Below are 21,966 nucleotides of genomic sequence, written 5' to 3' on the forward strand. Positions count from 1 at the left end.
AACGACGCAGAGTGGCGAAATTTTAGCCACAACCCGAAGGGCCGGGCCATTTTTTCGCCCAGCAGCGTTAAAAGCTGAACCTGTAGAATGGCTACATGGCTCATCTTTCGCCTTGCTGAACAAAAAAATGACCTCGGCAATCTCAAAGAACGAAAGGTAAACACGCCCTAGCCATGCAAATCAAAAAACTACTCTTCGAAGTAAACAGAGTATTTTTTATTATTCATTAATCGAGCCTGAGTTCCCTTAAGAGAGAACTCATAGCCGCATAACTTAAATTTGTCGCGTAGTGCGATTGCTTTGATAGCATTTTGCGTATCCACAGGAGAAAAGTCAGCATAATAATCTCCCCCATTTTTTACCGTGACTTTCATGCTTCGAAATTTATCACGGTTATTAAAACTAATTTCAAAACAATCCTTATCGCCCTTACCGGTTATCGCAGACCAAAGCTCACCGTCTGTTTTAAAATCACCTTGCCAGGCAATAGTTAAAGCGTCATTCTTATCTAGCATAATCCAGAAATTATCTGGCATTTCTATTTTATTTAAGCGTTCTTTAGGGGCTTCAACAACCGGTTGCTCTGCAACAGTTTGGAGCGGCACTTCTTCATCAAATAGTGACAAAACGATACCGACGACCACAACGAGTGAAATCACAATAGAACCGACAATAGTAAATTGCTTGTTAGCGATAAACCATTGATTTAGTTGTTGCTCCCAACTGACCTGTGCTGCACGCCCGGCCGGTTCTTCATATTGGTGGTTTTCTACGCTGCCTGACGCGCCGGTTTCTACCTGACCAGCTCCGTCAACATGCGTATTTAACTCACTACTACCGCCGGTAATTGTTGGCTCAATTCGTTGTTGCTGAAAGTGCTGAGGTTGCGGAGTATCAACTGAGTCAGAAAGATTTATCGGCCCGGAATAACCCCAAACATAACTACGCTCTCTCCTGACTCTGGCGTTGCTAATAGTTGTCATTGCCAACGTGACTAACACCGCCAGAATTAACAATGTCCAACTGGCCCCATGATTAATATAAGCAATGCCAAACACGCACACCCAAAACACAATCACCGGTCCGGCGGCGAAGGGTGTCGCGAATCCGGCATCATGAATCCGTCTCATCGACGAGGCAAGCATTACCGGCGTGCAAACAAGCAGCAGGAGCACAAGCAAAACAGGCGCTTGAGCCAACACTGAACTAAATAAAATTAATAACAGGTAACAAGCCAGATTAATCAGCAGGAAACGCCGACCATTATCATAGCCTTTAAAACACAACAATGACTTCAAAAGAGGCACGCAATGCTCCAAAGTTCATAATTCGAAAATTCTTTGATGGTAATGTTAGCCGATTTTGAGGATTAAAATCTATCTAACAAGCGGCAGAATGTGGCATAAAAGTTGTTTAATTCTGGCTAATTATCGTATGATGAATTATCTGACCTGGCGCATGAACCAAAATCAGACCTGGAATATCGAGATAAAATCAGATGAAACTTGCGGAGAGAATATGGCCAAAACTTTTACTATCGCCATCCTATTAGTTGCTTCGATTATCGCCGGATTATTCTATGCAATTTATTCAGATCCAGAACGCCATGACCACCAGCTTTTCGAACTAGCAATAAAAACTTTCGCTAATAATGCTGAAAAGTTAGAGCAAGAATTTCAATCTTCCGGGACCTTACCGGCAATTTCTCAAACCCACTCTTTATCATTTACAGACCTTACTAACACGCAATCAACTATCTCACTTGACATGCGCGTCACCGGTAATGCAATCACTCTTCAGTTTGGTGACGGGGAAAGCTTACTGGCTAACCAGTCAATTCTGCTAGAACCCTTTATCGCGAATAGTAAAATTCGCTGGAAATGTATCGGCGGCAGTGCACTAATCAGATTAAGAACAAAAGCGTGTCGTCTGGGGGAAGGAATTCAAACGCAAGAAATTGTCAGTCAGTAACCGGCAGCCAATAATTGAACTCTCTCCGGTTAGTTGATTCTCAAGTGGTCAACATCGCCTCCTTACAATCAAGCGCATAACTTACAGCAATTTCCCCACTTAACAACTACAATTGAGATAATACATCTGAGCACCGTCGGGCAAAATTCAAGACGAATTATTTTTATTTAACTAGAGTTTCAATGAGCCGAAAAAGCATTCTTATACAAATCCATAAAGACCTGGCTGCAGGTAATGTGAAACTACCAGCACTACCAGAGGTTTGTCTGAAGATAAAAAAAACTGCCGCCGATCCTGATGTAGATATTGGCAAACTAGGGAAAATGGCCGAAACTGATCTGGCTTTTTGTGGCTACTTGCTACAAATATCTAATTCCCCCTTGTATCGTGGAGCGGCCGAAATTAAAAATGTCGGTCTAGCCATTGGACGATTGGGATTACAGAATACTCGCAATATCGCAATGACTTACGCGATCAGAGCTTTATTCAGTGTCAAAAATAAAAATGCAGCAAAATGGTTAGAAAAAATCTGGCAAAATAGCACCTACACCGCCGCAGTTGCGAATGTCATTGCTGAGCACATTTCTGAATCCTTTGATCCCGACGAAGCGATACTGGCAGGTCTCATCCAGGATATCGGTTGCTTGCCGCTGATCGACAAGGCAGCCAAGTACCCGGAGTTAATCGACGATGATCAAGCTATGCTGTTCCTGTTTGATCGCTATGCAGCTAACGTCGGCAGCGCAATTTTGAAACACTGGGGGCTTCAACAAAAATTTATTAATGTGGCAAAAAATCGTGATAACTGGAAGTGTAATGAGCAGCCTGAAGTGAACCTGACCGACTTAATTTTAATTGCCAAACTTCACACTTATTTAGGTCAGCCTCAACTAAAACCACCACCAAGAATTAACCAACTACCTGCCTTTATCAAACTTCACCTGGAAGCCCAGCTTTCCCCGGAGCGCAGTTTGCAATTCGTTGCCGACGCAAAACAGAGAATAGCCGAAACCCGGCAGGCCCTTAGTAATGCTTAACTCTTTGTAAACTTTCTCGTTCCTTTAGACCAACCATTAACTTTTCGACCTGGCTAAGAAATTTGCCCGGGTAACAACAAGAAAACACGCCGCAGAAATTCCCGCCGAACCAAAAATCATACACATCACCATAATTTGATATCGAACTGCAATTAACGGTGATACACCAGATAAAATTTGCCCCGTCATCATTCCGGGCAAAGAAACCAGGCCGACTGCGAATAACGAGTTGGTAATTGGGATCAACGACGCCTGAAAAGCAATATTGCGAGCGGTTTTATAATCAGCGCCACGACTGATTTCAGATTGCATTCTTTCTGCAGCCAAACTCACACTATTCATCGAGTTCGCAAAAATCATGCCCGCGATTGGAACAACATAACGCGGCGCATACCATTGTTCAATTTCGAGCACTCCTTGAGTAACAACAAACAAGGTTGTCCCGCCACCAATAATGATGGAAACAAGTGCTTTTTTATAAAGTGCCAATCGTTGTTCCTTAACAGTACCCAGTGCAATCCAGCTGGATGAAAAAACCATAACAGCCAGAATCGCGACAACCAGCCATGCACTATCAGACTCAAAGATAAATGTTAAAAAATAGCCGACTATTAGCAGTTGAACTAACATTCTCGAAAGCGCGTACAATCCCTTTCCCGCGCCGATGGACCATTTGACAAGGATGGCTATCACCACAAAAACCGGGATCAGGGTAAAAGCCAAATTGAGCAGGGAGATCGTTTGTACCGAGTCACTCATATATTTACTTCTTATTTTTCAATTTATTACTTGCCGGTTTTAGTTTTTTATCAGGCTTTGCTGAACATTATAACGCCGCCATAGATAATAAACCGCCGGCAACACTACTAATGTTAGTATAACGGCACTTATCATACCACCAACCATTGGCGCCGCAATTCGACTCATCACTTCAGAGCCAGTACCATCACCATAAAGGATCGGTAGTAACCCCACAATGATCGCCGCGGCCGTCATCATTACAGGTCTCACTCGCATGCCGGCACCGTGGAGTACAACCGATAGAATTTTATCCGCTTCAAGTGGCCGCCCGTTTTGCCGACACTCTTCTAACATAGATTGATACGCCTGGTTAAGATAAACCAACATAATGACGCCGATTTCAACGGCCACCCCGGCAAGTGCAATAAAACCGACCCCTACAGCAACCGAGAAGTTAAAACCTTGCCAATACATTAACCAGACACTACCCACAAGCGCTAACGGCAAAGTTCCCATGATAATCATTACTTCCGTAAAATTTCGGAAATTCATAAACAATAAAACCACAATTATCGCCAAAGTCAGCGGTACGACGTAGGTCAGTTTTTCCTTAGCGCGCAACATATACTCATATTGTCCAGACCAATTTAGCGAATAACCAGGCGGTAAATCCAGTTTTTCCTTCACCAACTTTTGCGCTTCAACCACGTAGCTTCCAACATCCACGCCTTCAATATCAATAAAGGTCCAGCCGTTAGTTCGTGCGTTTTCACTTTTGATCCCGGGTGGGCCGTCTTCAATAAAAATATTGGCAACATCAGATAACGAAATCCTTTGCCCCCTCGGCGTAACAATCGGCAACAGAGACAGTTGCTCTGGAGAATTGCGATAGTCCTGAGGATAGCGAATATTCACTGGATATCGTTCCAATCCCTCAACCGTTTTCGTCACATTCACACCGCCGATTGCAGTGGCTACCACCTGTTGAACATCGGCAATATTCAGTCCATAACGCGCTGCTTTTTCACGTTTGATATCAACTTTAATGTAGCGGCCGCCAGCCACTCTTTCTGAATAAACTGAAGCCGTACCGGGTGCATCTTTCAAAATAGATTCTAACTGCTGACCAATTTCCTGTATTTTTGACAAGTCTGGCCCAGCGACCTTAATTCCAACAGGCGTCTTAATACCTGTCGCTAACATGTCGATACGCGTTTTAATTGGCATAACCCACGCGTTCGTGACTCCAGGCAATTTTACCAACGAATCTAATTCTTTAATCAATCCTTTAGTCGTTAAACCTTCCCGCCATTGCTCACGGGGTTTCAGTTGAATAAAAGTTTCTATCATGGTCAGCGGTGCCGGGTCAGTTGCAGTTTCAGCTCGCCCTACTTTTCCAAAAACATTTTCAACTTCGGGAACCGTTCGAATCAGTTTGTCAGTTTGCTGTAATAACTCGCGCGCTTTTCCAATTGAAATTCCAGGATAGGTTGTCGGCATATACATTAGATCGCCTTCATCCAGTGGAGGAATAAATTCACTGCCAATTTTATCCAGCGGCCAAAGTACCGAGATAGAAATCATTAATGCTAATACCAGCACCGTTTTAGGATATCGTAATACTTTTTTCAAAATGGGCATGTAACCCGCGATTAGAATTCGATTAAGCGGATTGTCTTTTTCTGAGCGCACTTTGCCACGGATGAAATAGCCCATTAATACTGGAACCAATGTCACTGCCAACGCTGCAGACGCAGCCATCGCATAGGTTTTGGTAAAAGCAAGGGGAGAAAACATTCGCCCTTCCTGCGCCTCTAGTGTAAACACAGGAACAAAGCTAACTGTAATAATGAGTAAACTAAAGAATAACGCCGGCCCGACTTCGACGGCAGACTCAACCACTACCTGCCAACGATTTTCTTTGGTAATTGGCGTTTTTTCCATGTGCTTGTGCATATTTTCAATCATTACAATCGCACCATCAATCATCGCCCCGATTGCTATCGCAATGCCACCAAGCGACATAATATTCGCGTTAAGCCCCTGCAGGTGCATGACAATGAAAGCCGTTAAAATTCCTACCGGTAAACTAAAAATCGCGACCAACGAAGAACGAACATGAAATAAGAAAATGATACAAACCAGGGCCACAACGGCGAATTCTTCGAGTAATTTAAACCATAAGTTTTCGACTGCTCTTTCGATAAGTCCACTTCTATCATAAACGGTGATCACTTCGACACCTTCTGGTAAACCTTGTTTCAAATCTTCCAGTTTTGCTTTAACGCCATCAATCACCTTTTGCGCATTTTCACCGAAGCGCATCACGACAATGCCGCCAACCACTTCACCTTCACCATTCAGTTCCGCAATACCTCGTCGCATTTGTGGTCCGATAGAAATATCAGCTACATCTTTGAGTAGTAACGGTGTACCGTTTTGATTAACGCCTAAGGGGACATTACCCAAATCAACTTCGCTTTTTAAATAGCCGTTAGTGCGCACCATATATTCCGCTTCAGCCATCTCGACAACCGACGCGCCAATTTCTTGATTGGCTCTTTTGATTGCCATCTGAATATGGGCTAACGGAATACTAAAGGCGCGCAATTTATCAGGATTAACTTTGACTTGATATTGTTTTACCATGCCACCAAGCGCAGTCACTTCCGATACACCTGCAACAGTTTGCAGTTCATATTTTAAAAACCAATCTTGCAAACTTCGTAACTGGCTCAGATCGTGTTTACCAGTTTTATCAACCAGTGCGTAAAGATAAATCCAGCCAACACCAGAGGCGTCGGGTCCCAATTGAGGTTTCGCTGCATCAGGCATAGTCGGTGCCACTTGACTGAGGTATTCCAACACTCGACTTCGCGCCCAATAAAGATCGGTGCTTTCATCGAAAATCACATAAACATAAGAGTCACCGAAAAAAGAATAGCCGCGAACAGTCACTGCACCGGGCACCGATAACATCGCCGTGGTAAGTGGGTAAGTTACCTGATCTTCAACCACTTGTGGTGCCTGGCCTGGATAGGAAGTCTTGATAATAACCTGCACATCAGACAAATCGGGAATAGCGTCAACAGGTGTATTTTTCAGTGAGTATCCACCCACGCCAACTAAAATTAAAGTGGTCAGTAAGACGAAAAAACGATTCGCAACAGACCAACGAATTATCGACTCAATCATGAAGAAAACTCCTTAGTGACATCATGTTCGACAGATTGAACCTTGTTTAGTCCACTGAAATATTTATGGAAACTATGTTTAGAAGAGTTACGCGCAGAATGATTTTCCTCGTAGGACTCGTTTTGAGAAGTCGTTTTATCTAATTCAATAATAATAAAACTGCCGTCTCTAATCTCAAATGTAAAACGAACAACAGCGTTCTCACTTAATTGAGACAGGTCAATTGAATTATCGACGGAAAAATCCATTGTTGTTGCAGCTCTTCCCCATTTCTCAATTGGACCACGGCTAATGTTAACAACGCGTTTCTCTACGTCGATGGTATTTATTTTTCCATCAACGGTAGCGGACATTACCATTGTTTGTTCGTCGCTATTCATTGGTTGCATTCGCTTAAAATCAGACGACTTGCTCGACTCAGAATCAATTAAGAATTGCGCAGAAGTCACTACCTTTTCGCCAGCTTTTACACCACTAAGAATTTCCATATGACGTTGATCTTGTATGCCGATTTTAACAGCTATGGATTTAAAGCGACCATTTTCTAAGGCTAGTACCACCCGGTCTTGACTACCGGTACGAATTACGGCTTCCTTAGGTACAACGACGGTTTCGGTTTCACTTTGTGCATGAATAGTCACTTGTGCAAACATGTTCGGCTTGAGCAAATTATTGCGATTCTCGAATCTCAATCGCACTTTGACAGTTCGAGTTGTTGCATCCAGCGTTGGATAAATGTAATCAACTTTTCCATGCCAATCCTGCCCTGGCAAATAATCCAGGCTCATTGTCACCGGAGTTCCAGTTTTAACCAGCGGCGCTTGTCGTTCAAAAATTTCCGCCTCCACCCACACTTGTTCAAGTGCGCCGATAGACATTAACGTCGTCCCCGGTTTGACAAAAAAACCTTGCCGAATATTCAGATTATCAACAACACCGTTTTGCGGTGCGAAAAAAGTAATATGTTGTAAAACCTGCCTGTTTTTCCTCAATCGCTCAATGACTGAACTCGGTATTTGCAGCGCGGCGAGTCGTTCTTCTGCAGCCCGAATCAAACGCCTATTTTTTCTTTCAATCGCCAGGAGTAATTCTTCTTGCGCGTTGACCAGCGCCGGGGAATAAATTTCGTAAAGAGGCTGACCTTTTTTGACCGGATCGCCCTCAGCCTTTAGATAAAGTTTTTCAATCCAGCCTTCAACTCTAGGATGAATATGAACTAATAAATTTTCGTCGTACTGAACATACCCAACCGTGTTAATTTCTGCCTGCAGAGCTTTCTTCACCACCAGGGAAGTTCTCACGCCCAGATTATTGACAACTTCCGGACTAATTTTTATCGCTCCTGGTCCGCTTTCATTGGAAGAAGAATCTTCTGCATAAACGGGGATCAAATCCATTCCCATCGGAGACTTGCCGGGCTTATCTCTTTTATAATTGGCATCCATTGGCGCAACCCAGTAAAGAGGCTTTTCTTCCATGGTGTTCTCTACTGAGCCATTTTCTGATTTTGTTTGCGGATCATGAGTCATCCCTCCTAAGGAAGAATTAACAACTTTCAATATGGCCATCATTAAGACGGCACCTAAAATGACTCCGATAAACAGTACCGCTTTTTTATTTAACCGAATCATTGTGAAGCTCCTGTAGAGTATGTGTTTGTGAGATAACCGGCCACTGATTCAAGACGCCGAGAGCCCACCAAAAAATAATTAATTTTTGCGACTGCTTGTTGCCGCATAACATCAATAGCCAACTCGTCAATTTCCGCATTTAACTGCGCGATCCTGGCTCTAACCACTTCGGCAAAATCGCCATCATCGTTGGTATAAGCAGTCAGCGAAGCTTCTGCCTGTTGGTGCATTTGAGGGATCAACTGATTGCGATAAAGCGTCTGTCGCTGACTAAGTCGCAATAATTCACTTCTCGTCGACTCAAACTCTGCCAGCATTTTTCGCAGCTTTAGCCACTTTTCCGTTTTCACTGCGGATGTATTCTCTATCGCCGTTTCTACTTGTTTATCTTGACGATTATCAGTGAACAATGGCAATTCAAAGCTAACACCAATGGAAAACAAATCGGCACGATCATTACCCAGCAAATCATCCTCGCGGTAACCATAGCTTGCACTAAATTCCCACGAAGGTTTATATTTCTGTCGCGCTAATTCAACGCCAATAGCAGATGTTTCTATTTTTTTCTCCAACGTTAATATTGAGGGATGACCGGACAATAATTCAGTCAGTTGCTGCTGACTCCAATCTAAACTTGTTACTTTCCGGTTGTTCAGTTTGATGTCGGGCGGTTGTTTGGCAATCTCAATGTTGCCTCTGCTCTTTCGGTTCACGTTGTTGAAACTAAACTGACTAACAAATTCATTGCTCAACCATTCCGATAATTTTTGCCAGTGAACCTCCTTGTGCTGTTTTAGCTGGGTCAGGCGATCTTCAAGACGTATTAGCTCCAGTTGCGCACGAACAATATCTTGCTGTCTGGTTTTACCAACCGCAGATGAATAACTGGCCTGAGCAACATCGGCCAACTGTTCAAATAGAGAACGATTTTTTTCGATCAGCGCAATGCTCTTTTCCGCTTTATAGGTCTCAAGCCATAACTGGCTTACGATCAACGCGAGCTCGGCTTTGCGTGCCTGGCGTTGGTAGGGAAACTGGCTACTCAATTGTTGTAGTTGTTTTTGTTTTAATTGCAAGGTGTCACCTTGCGGCAGCTTTTGACTAAAACCCAACTTAAACTGGGTCATTGCTTCCTGGCTAAAATCAAAACTGTCCACCGGCAAATTCGCCATAGAAACAGACAGTTTTGGATCTGGCAGTGTCCCAGCAACAACACTTTGCGACATGACAGCTTTTTGGGCGTGGAGATTCCCGGTTATCCAGAGATCTTTTTCCTGAGCCTGCAAAATTGCCATTTCAAGCGTTAACATTCGGCCCGACTGTTTTTTGGCCTGAGCCTTCAACGCCGAGGAATTCATCAAAATTGTTGCGCTCACTAAAACCAGCAGCAACCCCATTCTGAACTTAAAAGCGGCCGGAGACTTTACCCCGCAATTCAGACATTTACTCACACTTATCATCTAAAAACTCCCGAGAAGCAAATACCAATAGGGCTTTATCCGAAAGATTGAGATAAAAAATCTGGAGAACCAATCTTTGAAATAAAGCAATAAAACCAGGTATAGCTCTGCTGAAACAGCAATAAAAATCAGGGAAGGCTATTGAAGCTCAATACATTCCCCATCAAATTTTGGACACACTGATCCTATGTCAGGCCAAAATTGGGGGACGAAAGTGGGTAGTGATCGACGGATTAACAATCAGATAAAGTGATTGAAAAACTTTCTGAGAAGGCAAAGAACCATAATCAAATCCAACGTCAGCTATTAGAAAAGCTGTCGCGCAAGCTCCCATAGAACAATCTCCGCTCAGTTGACAACAATCCATTGGTTGAGACTCTGCTGTCATTGAATGAGACTGGTGGTCCATCGTCTTATGGTCTGGCTGAGCATGAGCTTGGGTATGCTCATTGTTCATATGATCGTTGTGCATATGATCGTTGTGAACGTGCTCTTTTTGAGCCAGTTCTGTTCGAGAGCCATTAATTGAGCTTGGGTCGCTTTCAACATCATGCATTGAATTCATCATAACATTCCCGGCCAATTCCATACGGCAATGTACTGCCTTTGACGCGACTACTTGACCAACAAAGGACAATAGCACCAACATCACTGAAATGAGCTTTGATTTACGATTCGACATTTTGAAATATTGAAAGAAACACCAGTAATAACTCTACCCATAGGATACACCCAATCGCAAAAAGTTCCAATTAACCCTTAGCCACTTTTCAAGGCCACTACCTGACCATTTCATGTGCGCACCGAGAATTGGGCGTTTTGGCCACTTTATCAGCGGTAAAACGCTCTCCAATGAGCTTTGTTCACTTCCACCTTTTGTATAGTAGGTAACCATTAACTAATGTGATAAAATCGCGCCCACTTAACTAAACTATGTGTATTCACGCTACTGTTTTATGCACAGCAATCTTCCACAGTAAAAAACTGTCATCGATAAATTGAGGATATTTCAGATGAAACAACCTGTACGCGTTGCAGTGACCGGGGCCGCCGGTCAAATTTGTTACTCACTTCTTTTTCGTATCGCATCTGGCGAAATGTTAGGTAAAGACCAGCCAGTCATATTGCAATTGCTTGAAATCACGCCGGCGCTTAAGGTGCTTGAAGCGGTAAAAATGGAGCTTAACGATTGTGCATTTCCATTATTGCATGACGTTGTTTGCACAGACGACGCAGCAGTTGCCTTCAAAGATGCAGACTATGGCTTAATGGTAGGAGCTAAACCTCGTGGACCGGGCATGGAAAGAGCTGACTTGCTGAAAGATAACGGTAAAATCTTTAGCACCCTTGGCAAAATCATCAATGACGTAGCAAATCCTGCAATTAAAATCTGTGTAGTTGGTAACCCAGCCAATACCAACGCCTACATTTTAATGAAAAATGCACCGAATCTGAATCCACGCAACATTACTGCGCTTACTCGCCTTGACCACAATCGTGCCATTTACCAATTGGCCGAGAAAACCGGTAAAGCAATGAACGGCATCAAAAAAATGACTATCTGGGGTAACCACTCGACTACGCAGGTTCCAGATATCGCTCACACTTCAGTAGACGGTGAAGCCGCTGCCGGTATGGTTGATACTGCCTGGGCAAACGAAGCCTTCATGCCTAAAGTCGCGAAACGTGGCGCCGAAGTTATTTCCGCACGTGGTTCATCTTCTGCAGCGTCTGCAGCCAATGGCGTTATTGATCACATGAACAGCTGGGTACTTGGTACTGAAGAAGGTGATTGGGTTTCTATGGCGGTTTTCTCCGACGGTTCTTACGGAATCGAAGAAGGTTTGATTTACTCCTATCCTGTCACTTGTAAAGACGGCGACTGGACAATTGTTACCGGTTTAGAGAACAGTGATTTTATCGTTCAGAAAATGAAAGAGTCTGAAAAAGAACTTCAAGAAGAGCGTGATACTTGTTCTGATCTGTTCGCTTAAGTGAGTAAATAGCGACAATAAAACGGGACTTTAGAAGTCCCGTTTTTTCTTTCCGTCAGTAAAAATTCGATTACCTGAACTCGAGATAAGTAATATTCAATGTCTAACCCTTATCAATCTCCAGCGACTAATAGCACTCTTCTTAAAACGGATGAGCCAGTAGAACAACTTAATCCTCTGATATCCGTCTGGTTACACCCGAGAAGAACTATCAGGTACGTACTTAAAGTTCATCCTGAAAAATTTGTGATACTTTTTGCGGTCTTATCCGGCATTCACACTAATCTTAACAGGGCCATTTCTAAAGGCTCTGCAGATTCTGAAGCCTTTGTTTCAATTATTATCGCAGCTGTTATTGGTGGTGCCATTTTTGGTATATTGTCACTCTATGTATTCGCCTGGCTACAATCAATTTCTGGAAAATGGCTTGGTGGCTCCGGCACTAGCGACGAGCTGAGAACAGCGTCAGCCTGGTCGTCAATTCCAGCGATAGTGGGCTTAATCATTGCCCTTTCTCATATTGTTTTTGTCGGCAAAGATTTATTTTCACAATCCGTTGAACCCTTTATGGAAAATGAAATTCTCAATCTCGCTTATTGGGGAAGTGTCGTTGTGGAAACGCTTCTGTCAGTTTTTGCGTTTATTATCTATATCGTGTTTGTTTCGGAAGTTCATAAATTTTCGATTGGACGTTCGATATTCTGTACCCTTTTATCATTTTTATTGTTTTTTGTACCCATATTTGCACTGATCTTTGGAATTGGTTTTATTAGCGCTTAAATTTCCATTAATGCCTTTAGCGCTTTATCTGCTTTGTTCGCAGGAACAAAAATATGATCATGGTGATAGGCTGCAATAACATTTGCGCTAATATCAGCTTTAGTTAACGCGGTAGCAACTGCAGCAGTCAACCCAACGGCTTCTAAACTCGAATGAACGCGCAAAGTTATTTGCTTAAAAACAGCTTCATAACTCAAATTATTTTCATCTGCCTTTTTTCGCGAGAGTACTAAGGTCGTCCCTTCCTCTTCTCTAAAAATACCAATTGGATCAATATCTGCAACATTTTGAGAGAAGGATTTTTCACAGTCTTGTAAAGCAATACAACAAAATACAAACTCTTCTTCACTAAGTTGTGGATCCATATTTTTTAGCAGTACATCTAGTTCGACTATTCCACTCATTATTTTTCCTTTTCAACTCGCACAATTTAAAAACTATAGCTGAATCAACATAGCATAAGTATAGACTAGCGGCATCTTACGATCCTTGTCGAGGTAAAAGCGAAGTTTTCCATTTATCAGGTAAAAAGACGGGGCAATATGCCCCGTTTAAAGTTTTATCGATTTATTTTTTTTATACGCTCACTGATGAGTCACTCTCAAACTGGTGTCACCATGCTCGGGATTAGCGACCACAGAAAAATATACCCAACCGGTCGGAGGATTTGTCATTGTCATAGTTTCACTGTTGCCCGACTGTGTCGACGAAAATTGGTAGTCACTGGACGTCGCCCAGGTAGCAAAATTTCCGTAAAGATCGCCGTTGCCGGTGCCACCACTTAACTCAACAACCAGACTTGAAGTACCCGCATTGACATAGGTATAGAAATAAGAAGTACCTGAGCGCGCCGCAACGCAAACCGCAGAGCCATCTTCTACATTACCTTGATTAACGGTAGACGAGTTAGTACAAGCGTCAAAACCACCTGTAGCAGCAGTATAATCTGCCACAAGCGAAACACCTGAGTATGCAGAGTAAGCTTTTACTCTCACATACCAACGACCTTCCTGAGGACTGGCAATATCACAAGTTTCGTTATTTCCACCGATATATGGCCGACAATCGTAAGCACTATCGGTCGGCTCGCTACCTTGTCTAACGTAAAGATCAGCGTCTCCACTACCACCAGAAATTTTAAAACTTAAGTCTGACGCATTGGCCGGTACATCAATGAAGAACATGAGTTCATCGCCATTACTCGTTGTGGTTAAGTTTGTTTCTGCTTGCCCTTTTGCCAGTTCAGTTATGCCAGGATTACTTCCGCCGTCTTCGGAGAACGAGGCAGTTAAGTTGACTCCACTGTAAGCACTGTAAGCTTTAAGACGAACGTACCAACGACCAGATTGTGGAGTCGCTTCTTCACACAATTCGTTGTTGCCTCCTTTGTATGGACGGCAATCATAACTACTATCAGTTGGCATAGAGCCCACTTTAACGTATAGATCGGCATCACCGCTACCACCGGAAATTTCGACTTTAAGATCGGTAGCATCCGCTGGAACATCAATAAAGAATTCAAGATCACCGTTGTCAGCAGGTGTCGCTAAACCACTCACGGTTTGGCCATTCACCAACTCAGTTTGTGGATTTGAGCCACCCGGAGGAGTCGGGCCTTCCGTGGTACTTTCAACGACATCTAACCATGCATTCCATTCACTGTTGTAGGCAGTACCAATACTACTATTAATATAATTTAAGTAAGCGTCATAATTACCGGCGCGGAAATAACTTAAGATTTGATTAACTTCGTTCGGGTGCTTTTCAAACATAAATCGAACCGCTAAATATCCCCAACGATAAACTCTATCTTGACCACTGTTATAATCGTTTGAAAAAATTTCGCTCAAAGAATATTCTTTGGTACGCGCTAATGTAATTGCCGCATCATTGAGATTTTTTTGAGAAATATATTCTGCTAATCCTTCTATCCACCACACCGTTTTATGGGTGCTCGTTCTTGCATCGCCAAAATCACCTTTCAGATTAAATCGGCCATCGAGATAGTGGACATATTCATGAGTCAGGTTCCAGATATGAAAATCAGGTAATAACCACTCAGCTTCATAAGCAATAAATCTCGCTTGATTATCGGCTTTAGACGGGTCACCTTCCAGGTACATGCCACCATTGTTCGTATCAATTCCGAAGAAAAGGCCGGCGTGAGTTGAGTAGCTGTCGCTATTGTTAAAAATGACCATTTCTAAATCAGTATTTAAATCGTCAGCTACCGGGTTATTATTGGTTACCAGCATTTGATGAAAAAAGACTTCTTGATCTGCCAGGATCCCACATGACTCGTTAAATTGCGCGGCCGTGATTTCTTCAGCACGCATTTTGAGAGAACTGCTACAGGTATGAGTGAGTGAAAGCACCTGAGCTTCTAATTGTTCTTTAAATCCGCAAATATTAAATTCAGCGCACTTGCCCCAATAATCAACGACAGTTGCCGCTCTAATCCAGACACTCTTGCCGTTGCCATTCATACTGTAGCGGTCGAGTATCCCTTGCACTTCAGTTTTAACAGTTTGATAAACAGGAGCGGTATCGTGTTGAAGAAAACGCGCTAACTCTCCCGCCGCATTTTCTTGTAAATACAAGGCGTCAGAGTCGAGCATCCAGTCAGAGCGAGCAAAACTACCTAGCTTTTGCATCAGTTGAGTGTCGTTACTGGTCGCACTTTTAAAATCATCAATATTATGTCCTCTAAACAGCACGGTAAAAATGCCGTTAACTGATGAGCGCATATTCCAGGAACTGGCATAACTTGAATTCCATCGAGTTAACCACTCTTTGACAACCGGCAAATAGCGCGCATTTTCACCAGCGCTATCAATCAGAATAATTGCTGCCTGAATATTTTTTCCATGTTGATCAGAATTTGCATAAAAGTCTGCGTTGTTAACGAGATTATCGAGTGATGATCGCACTGCACTTTGCACATCATTTCCGTATGGACCAACATCGTCAGGAAAGTAGAACTCGATGTAGTAGCCGGTTCTAAGAAAATAATACAAACTGTTAATATTGTTTGGACCTGATGTAGCAGAATATGAACTCGCCAAACTAGCTGTCGCATTAGCGACCGTGATCATTTTCGCCGGTTGAAAAGCAGCAAAGCTGGTTGCATTTCCAGTATAGAGATCATTAATACAGCTTTCTTCTTGAGTAAGAATATGATCAACTAAAGCCTGGCCGGTTTTAGTTGCGTATCCATCCATATCGCACGCCGCTGCTGCGGCCGGCGCGACTAGCGAAGATAACGTCGAGTGTTTATTCGAAAGCGTCTTTGCGCTGTGGTTGTGCGCTAAAAATTTCTCAGAATGCTTTAACGCATCTGGCTTTGGTTCAACTGGCGCGCTTACAGTTAAATGGTTCGCATGATGACTATGGGTGTTTTTCACAATTCCTGACTGAGGTGCAGGACCAGCTAACGACAAAGTGCTGACTCCCAACCACGCCGCCGAAATACTTAGCATGATATTTTTCTTGTTGAATTTCATCTTGTGTACCTTATTTAAATTTTTTATGTCGCTTAATAATGATCGATTAAGCTATTTATATTTTGGATAATCCCTGGCTAGTTTCGAATCAAATAAAACTAACCAAAACCTCACCATCTCAGCTCCCTCCTACCGGATCTTAATTTGATGAGTCGTACTTTTTGTCGCCAGTACCACCAGCTCAGGCACAATCAGAAATACCACACTTTTATCTTTGCATGCAATAATTGTTTATTTTGCGCACAATAAATAGTGTTTTTTTTGACTTAAATCTCAAATCGAGTAGTTAAATTTCTGAAAGATCCTTCTTCGAATGAAGAAGCGAGAAATAAAAAATAATAAAGTAACGGGAAATAAAAACTATGACTGGTAATAAAACAGTGTTCTATTAATTAATAATGAGTGCACCGCCACTAGAACATTTTGAGCCAATAACTGGCTGGCAAAGACCACTTTTTCACTCTTCCATAACGACGAACCTGTTTCTTGATATCTTCTCTGTCGAGTAGCTTTTGATAGGCCTGGTAAAATTTGAATTCCTTTTGTGAAAGTCCATTAACCAAATAAGTGCTGAATGAAGCCAATACATATTTTCTCTCATCTGGTTCATTTAATCGCTGTATTATTATTTGGGCAACACTATCGTAATCCTTGGTGCACAAACCAGCTTCAATCGTCGCAACATAGTTGTTCTCAGCAACTTGCTTCATTTCATCAAAAATTTGTTTCGCTTCCTTATTTCGATTCAATTCCGTTAGTACGCAAGCTTTTACTGCCCGGGCAATGTACAACCCATAACTATTTGCAAACTTTTTGTATTTCGTTAATATTTTATCCGCCACCACGAGCGCTTCATTTGAGTAGTTTGAACGCCACAAAAGGCCGGAATAGTTAATAATAAAATTAATCATTATCGAGTTAGACTCGACATTGATCTGGAGTAAATTTTGCGAAGTTCGTCTGGCACTATCCCACTCGCCGGCTTGTTCGTACGCAGATATCAATGCCTGGGTTAGCCATAAGGCGGAATCATTTTCTTTATACTCCTCAGGGATCTGTTCCAGCGCATTGGTCGCAATATTAATCGCCTGCTCTGTCTTCCCCAGACTAAGGTATTTTTCGACTAAAACTCGACTCCCTCTGATCCATTCGTCCCAGGTTAGTTCGCTGGTGTTTTCTAACGCTTGCTCAACTCTTATAATATATTTTGCGATGGCTTTCGCTGGGTCAAAGTTTCCCTTTTGAAATTGAAATCGCCAAAGTTTCTCAAACTGTCTGTCGTGCCAAATTAAAATATTATCAGAAAATTGATTAATAAAAGTATCTGCAACGTTTTCGGCCTGAGAGACTTCATTTTTTTCCAAATAAAGTCTGGCAAGCTCAACATAAAAAAATGAAGAGTATTCTGGTAATCTTTCTGACTGGTATCCAAATGAAAATAAACTTTTTAAAAATCTAAATTGCTTTTCTGGATCGCTTTTTAAGGTTCTGAAAATTTGAAAAATAAACTGGCTATTAATGTTATTGAGTTTTGAATGATGATTGGTTGCCAACCAGATAAAGCTATCAAGACTCGTCGAGCTATCGGATTTTTCAAAAAAATGTATCATGTTAAGATAGTGCCCAAAACTCACATCAACTTCTTTTGCTAATTCGATATATTCTTCATATTCGGCGTTATGACCGTTTTCTAATGCCTCCATCGTTAATAGCAAAAAAACGTCTTGTCGATAAGAATCACTCACTCGTTTTTGAACGGCAAATCGCTTCGCAAAAGCAACTGCTTCATCATGTTTTCCAGCAGCAAGAAAAGCATTAAATCGCTTTTCTACTGAAGCAAGACTAAGGGTGCCTCCACCGCGCATTTTGTTGGCTTGTGCGACTTCTTGTGCTGAAACTGACAGAATTATCAGGTTGACTAACATGAATACCAGCCGCGAATATCTCAAGAACAAACCAGCATCTCCTCTCCAAAAAGCCATAAATTACAATAAAAACAATTAATTAACTCTTTTTCATTATTACTTTTACCTTGGTAAACCGTATCATTATTAGTCAAAGTTTGAAACAACTCTGCGCTTTACCTTTTCTTCTTGATTCTATAGGCTAGCACTCGAAAAAATTATAACAACGAAACTTCAGGCATCTATTTCCACGGGAGAAAACCATGAAATTAATCACCACCTGCATATCGGCGGCGATTACCGGCTTTTTGCTCAATACTTCCGCGATCTACGCAGAAGAAGTCAAAAAGACAGAAAAACCAGTAGTCAGCACCAGCGAAAACAAAGACAAAAAAGATAAAGAAGAGAAATGGGACGTCAATAATCCTCCGGGTGAGGAAAAGACAATCAAGATCAAAACCAACCAATCTACCTGGAGCAACGTAGATATTAGCCCTGATGGAAAGACAGTGGTGTTCGACATGCTCGGCGACATCTATGCCATTCCAGCTAAAGGTGGTAAAGCCAGAGCGATTACTGAAGGAATGGCTTGGAATATGCAGCCTCGCTTTAGCCCCGACGGAAAGCAAATAGCCTTTATCAGCGATAGAGATGGTGGGGACAATTTATGGATAATGGATGCTGACGGCACAAATGTTAAGCAAATTAGTAAAGAAAAGCGAAATCTGGTCCACACTCCGAATTGGTCTCCAGACGGAAACTACATCGCTACTAAGCGAGGTTTCGTATCAGCCCGTAGTATTGCCGCCGGCGAAATATGGCTTTATCACAAAAGCGGTGGTAGTGGTTATCAACTGAAAAAACGAATTGGCGGCGACAAAGCTCAGAAAAACATCGCAGAACCAGCCTTTTCTCCCGACGGTCGTTATGTTTATTTTTCAATGGATTCGACCGCTGGCACAGTCTGGCAGTATAACAAGAACCCCACCACGCAAATTTTTACCATTAGACGACTGGACCGAGAAACCGGCGAGGAAATCACTCTAGTCAGTGGCTCAGGTGGTGCAATCGCACCAACGCCGTCTAGCGATGGAAAATATCTGGCCTATGTACGACGGGTTGACACCAAAACTGTTTTATTTGTCAAAGATTTGAAGACAGGTATTGATAAACCAGTCTATGCCCAGCTTGATCGTGACCTTCAGGAAACCAATGGCTCCCATGGCAATACCACACAATTTGATTGGACCCCCGATAATCAATCAATTGTCCTGTGGGCAGGCGGAAAAATTCGAAAGGTTAATGTAGAAAGCCGAAAGGTTGCCGAAATTCCATTTGAAGTAGAAGTAGAGAAAAAGATTACGCCAGCAGTACGATTTGCCGTTGACGTTGCCCCCGATGAGTTTGATGTCAAAATGATCCGTTGGGCACAAATGTCACCTAAGGGCGACAAAATTGCTTACCAGGCACTCGGTAAAATTTATATTCGTGATGTCAAATCAGGCAAGCGTAAAAGATTAACCAAACAAAAGGACGACTTCGAGTTTTATCCTATCTTTTCACGTGACGGAAAAAAAATAGCATACGTTACCTGGAATGATAAAAAGCTGGGTAGCGTTAAAGTTGTATCCAGTCGCGGCGGTCGCGGAAAGACTATCACGTCGGAACCTGGTCATTACATTGAACCAGCTTTTTCCAATGATGGTAAAAATGTTGTCTTCCGACGTTTTACCGGCGGTTACCTGACTTCACCAGAATATTCAATGGAACCAGGACTATATATTGCTGACGTAAAAGGCAATGAAATGCGTCGAGTCCATGATAGTGGCGTTAACCCTCATTTTTCTGCCGACGGCAAAAGAATTTTTTATTCTTCTTTTGGTTGGGGAGCCAAAGGAAAGTTAATGAGTATTGATCTTGACGGCAAAGAAGAAAGAGAACACCTGAATGGCATGGATATCACTGAATTCAGAGTTTCTCCAGACGGTAATTGGGTGGCATTTGCCCAACAATTCAACGCATATATTGCCCCCTTTGTTTTGACCGGAAAATCTGAAACGATTACTTCTAAAAGCAAATCAATGCCAGTTAAACAAGTATCAAAACGTAGTGGTGAATTTCTTCATTGGTCTGCAGATAGTAAGCAACTCAACTGGGCACTTGGAGCGACATTATATTCACGAGAGTTGAAAGATGCTTTTGCGCATTTCGCTGGTAGTCCTGAGAAACTTCCAGAACCAGTTACCGAAGGAATCAACCTTTCGTTTAAAACCAAAGCAGACAAGCCCAAAGGAATGATTGCACTTGTTGGCGCAGACATAGTAACTATGCGTGATGCCGGCAGCCAGCAAGAAGTCATTAAAAATGGTGTCGTGTTGGTTGACTCTAATCGAATTAAAGCGGTCGGCTCAAAAGATCAAGTATCGATTCCAAAGAGCGCAGAAGTCATTGACGTCACAGGAAAAACGATCACCCCAGGAATGATCGATGTTCACGCACACGGCGGACAAGCCAGCAACGAAATTACACCGCAACAAAACTGGATGAGCTATTCGTCACTCGCCTTCGGTGTAACAACGGTTCATGATCCTTCAAATGACACTACGGAAATTTTCTCTGCCAGCGAAATGCAGCGCTCTGGCATTACTGTCGGTCCACGAATCTACTCAACTGGAACGATACTTTATGGCGCAAAAGCACCAGGCTATACAGCCAATATTGACAGCCTTGAAGACGCAAAATTTCACGTTCAGCGCTTAAAAGATGTGGGTGCAATTTCGGTAAAAAGCTATAACCAGCCCCGTCGAGATCAAAAGCAACAAGTCATTGCCGCCGGTAAAGAACTCGGCATAATGGTTGTGCCTGAGGGCGGTGCCAAGTTCTATCATAATATGACCATGATTGTTGACGGACACACAGGTATCGAACACGCGTTGCCAATTGCAAACATTTATGATGATGTAAAACAACTCTGGTCTCAGACTGATGTGGGTTATTCACCGACCTTTGGCGTGGCTTACGGTGGTCTTTCCGGTGAAACTTACTGGTATGATCGCACCAATGTTTGGAAAAATGATCAGTTGATGCGTTACTCGCCAAGGTACTTTGTAGAGCCCAAGTCTATTCGACGTACCACCGCGCCAGACTCGCACTACAATCACTTCAATGTCGCTAAATCGGCCAAGGCACTCAACAATCAAGGTGTTCCAGTTGTAATTGGTGCTCATGGGCAGCGTGAAGGACTTGCGGCCCACTGGGAAATCTGGATGATGAATCAAGGTGGTTTCACGCCTTGGGAAGCGCTTCGAGGAGCAACAATCGACGGCGCCAAATATCTAGGAATGGATAAAGATATCGGTAGTATTGAAGTCGGAAAATTAGCCGATATGATTATTATCGACGGTGACGTGTTAAATAACATTCGTGAATCGGAAAAAGTGGCTTACACCATGATTAATGGCCGTCTTTTTGATACTAAAACCATGAATGAAATCGGACGAAAAAATGGGCACAAACGTAAGCCATTTTTCTTCGAAACACTCCAGTTGCAATCTTTGCCTGAAGCGACTGCAAAAGCGTTAGAAATGAAACAGGAAATGCATCACTGGCGCCACTAATTCAGATTAGTAACCAATCAGCCCGGTCAATGCCGGGCTTTTTATTGTCTTCACAAAATGCCCCTTCAATTCCAATAGGTAAAAAGACGCTATACTGTTTGATAACTATAAAATTGCGCTTAATAAATAACCT

Annotated in this window: 14 protein-coding genes; 5 read left to right on the forward strand and 9 right to left on the reverse strand. The window is 42.6% G+C overall.

Annotated elements, in window-relative coordinates:
* Positions 1-188: 188 nt before the first annotated feature.
* The gene (locus tag FLL46_RS20150) at positions 189-1,307 is read right to left on the reverse strand and encodes a hypothetical protein (protein ID WP_142933156.1); all 1,119 of its coding nucleotides are present in this window, start codon (positions 1,305-1,307) and stop codon (positions 189-191) included.
* An 88-nt stretch (positions 1,308-1,395) separates the two neighbouring features.
* Here FLL46_RS20150 and FLL46_RS20155 point away from each other — a divergent pair, with 88 nt between their 5' ends.
* Together FLL46_RS20155 and FLL46_RS20160 are read left to right on the forward strand one after the other, a co-directional pair.
* The gene (locus FLL46_RS20155) at positions 1,396-1,971 is read left to right on the forward strand and encodes a pilin (protein ID WP_142933157.1); all 576 of its coding nucleotides are present in this window, start codon (positions 1,396-1,398) and stop codon (positions 1,969-1,971) included.
* A gap of 182 nt (positions 1,972-2,153) precedes the next feature.
* Entirely contained in the window at positions 2,154-3,008 is an 855-nt protein-coding gene (locus FLL46_RS20160; RefSeq protein WP_142933158.1) for an HDOD domain-containing protein, read from the forward strand.
* Between the two features lie 36 nt (positions 3,009-3,044).
* On the opposite strand, the gene FLL46_RS20165 is transcribed toward FLL46_RS20160, so the two are convergent.
* The 5 genes from FLL46_RS20165 to FLL46_RS20185 all read right to left on the reverse strand — a co-directional run bounded on the left by FLL46_RS20165 (position 3,045) and on the right by FLL46_RS20185 (position 10,717).
* Complete coding sequence (locus tag FLL46_RS20165; RefSeq protein ID WP_142933159.1) at positions 3,045-3,767, reverse strand: ABC transporter permease; 723 nt, start codon at positions 3,765-3,767, stop codon at positions 3,045-3,047.
* A gap of 39 nt (positions 3,768-3,806) precedes the next feature.
* Entirely contained in the window at positions 3,807-6,944 is a 3,138-nt protein-coding gene (locus FLL46_RS20170) for an efflux RND transporter permease subunit (RefSeq protein ID WP_142933160.1), read from the reverse strand.
* On the reverse strand, positions 6,941-8,575 hold the full coding sequence (locus tag FLL46_RS20175) for an efflux RND transporter periplasmic adaptor subunit (protein ID WP_246119360.1): 1,635 nt from the start codon (positions 8,573-8,575) through the stop codon (positions 6,941-6,943). Before FLL46_RS20175 ends, FLL46_RS20170 begins: the two co-directional genes overlap by 4 nt.
* Complete coding sequence (locus tag FLL46_RS20180; protein ID WP_142933161.1) at positions 8,572-10,035, reverse strand: TolC family protein; 1,464 nt, start codon at positions 10,033-10,035, stop codon at positions 8,572-8,574. The genes FLL46_RS20175 and FLL46_RS20180 overlap by 4 nt, the downstream gene beginning before the upstream one ends.
* Positions 10,036-10,225: 190 nt before the next feature.
* Complete coding sequence (locus FLL46_RS20185) at positions 10,226-10,717, reverse strand: hypothetical protein (RefSeq protein ID WP_142933162.1); 492 nt, start codon at positions 10,715-10,717, stop codon at positions 10,226-10,228.
* A 331-nt stretch (positions 10,718-11,048) separates the two neighbouring features.
* On the opposite strand from FLL46_RS20185, the gene FLL46_RS20190 reads away from it, so the two are divergent.
* Both FLL46_RS20190 and FLL46_RS20195 read left to right on the forward strand, forming a co-directional pair.
* Complete coding sequence (locus FLL46_RS20190) at positions 11,049-12,029, forward strand: malate dehydrogenase (protein WP_142933163.1); 981 nt, start codon at positions 11,049-11,051, stop codon at positions 12,027-12,029.
* 99 nt (positions 12,030-12,128) lie between these two features.
* Entirely contained in the window at positions 12,129-12,809 is a 681-nt protein-coding gene (locus tag FLL46_RS20195; protein WP_142933164.1) for a Yip1 family protein, read from the forward strand.
* On the opposite strand, the gene FLL46_RS20200 is transcribed toward FLL46_RS20195, so the two are convergent.
* The 3 genes from FLL46_RS20200 to FLL46_RS20210 all read right to left on the reverse strand — a co-directional run bounded on the left by FLL46_RS20200 (position 12,806) and on the right by FLL46_RS20210 (position 18,267).
* On the reverse strand, positions 12,806-13,213 hold the full coding sequence (locus tag FLL46_RS20200; protein ID WP_142933165.1) for an ACT domain-containing protein: 408 nt from the start codon (positions 13,211-13,213) through the stop codon (positions 12,806-12,808). The two genes, FLL46_RS20195 and FLL46_RS20200, sit on opposite strands and share 4 nt — an antisense overlap.
* A gap of 180 nt (positions 13,214-13,393) precedes the next feature.
* Entirely contained in the window at positions 13,394-16,312 is a 2,919-nt protein-coding gene (locus FLL46_RS20205; RefSeq protein ID WP_142933166.1) for a M9 family metallopeptidase, read from the reverse strand.
* Positions 16,313-16,725: 413 nt separating this feature from the next.
* Positions 16,726-18,267, reverse strand: a complete 1,542-nt coding sequence (locus tag FLL46_RS20210) for a tetratricopeptide repeat protein (RefSeq protein WP_142933167.1) — start codon at positions 18,265-18,267, stop codon at positions 16,726-16,728.
* Positions 18,268-18,479: 212 nt separating this feature from the next.
* Between FLL46_RS20210 and FLL46_RS20215 the strand changes: the two genes are divergently transcribed.
* On the forward strand, positions 18,480-21,833 hold the full coding sequence (locus tag FLL46_RS20215) for an amidohydrolase family protein (RefSeq protein WP_142933168.1): 3,354 nt from the start codon (positions 18,480-18,482) through the stop codon (positions 21,831-21,833).
* Positions 21,834-21,966 lie beyond the last annotated feature (133 nt).

Origin of the sequence: Aliikangiella coralliicola (assembly GCF_007004725.1) — a bacterium.
GTDB lineage: Bacteria > Pseudomonadota > Gammaproteobacteria > Enterobacterales > Kangiellaceae > Aliikangiella > Aliikangiella coralliicola.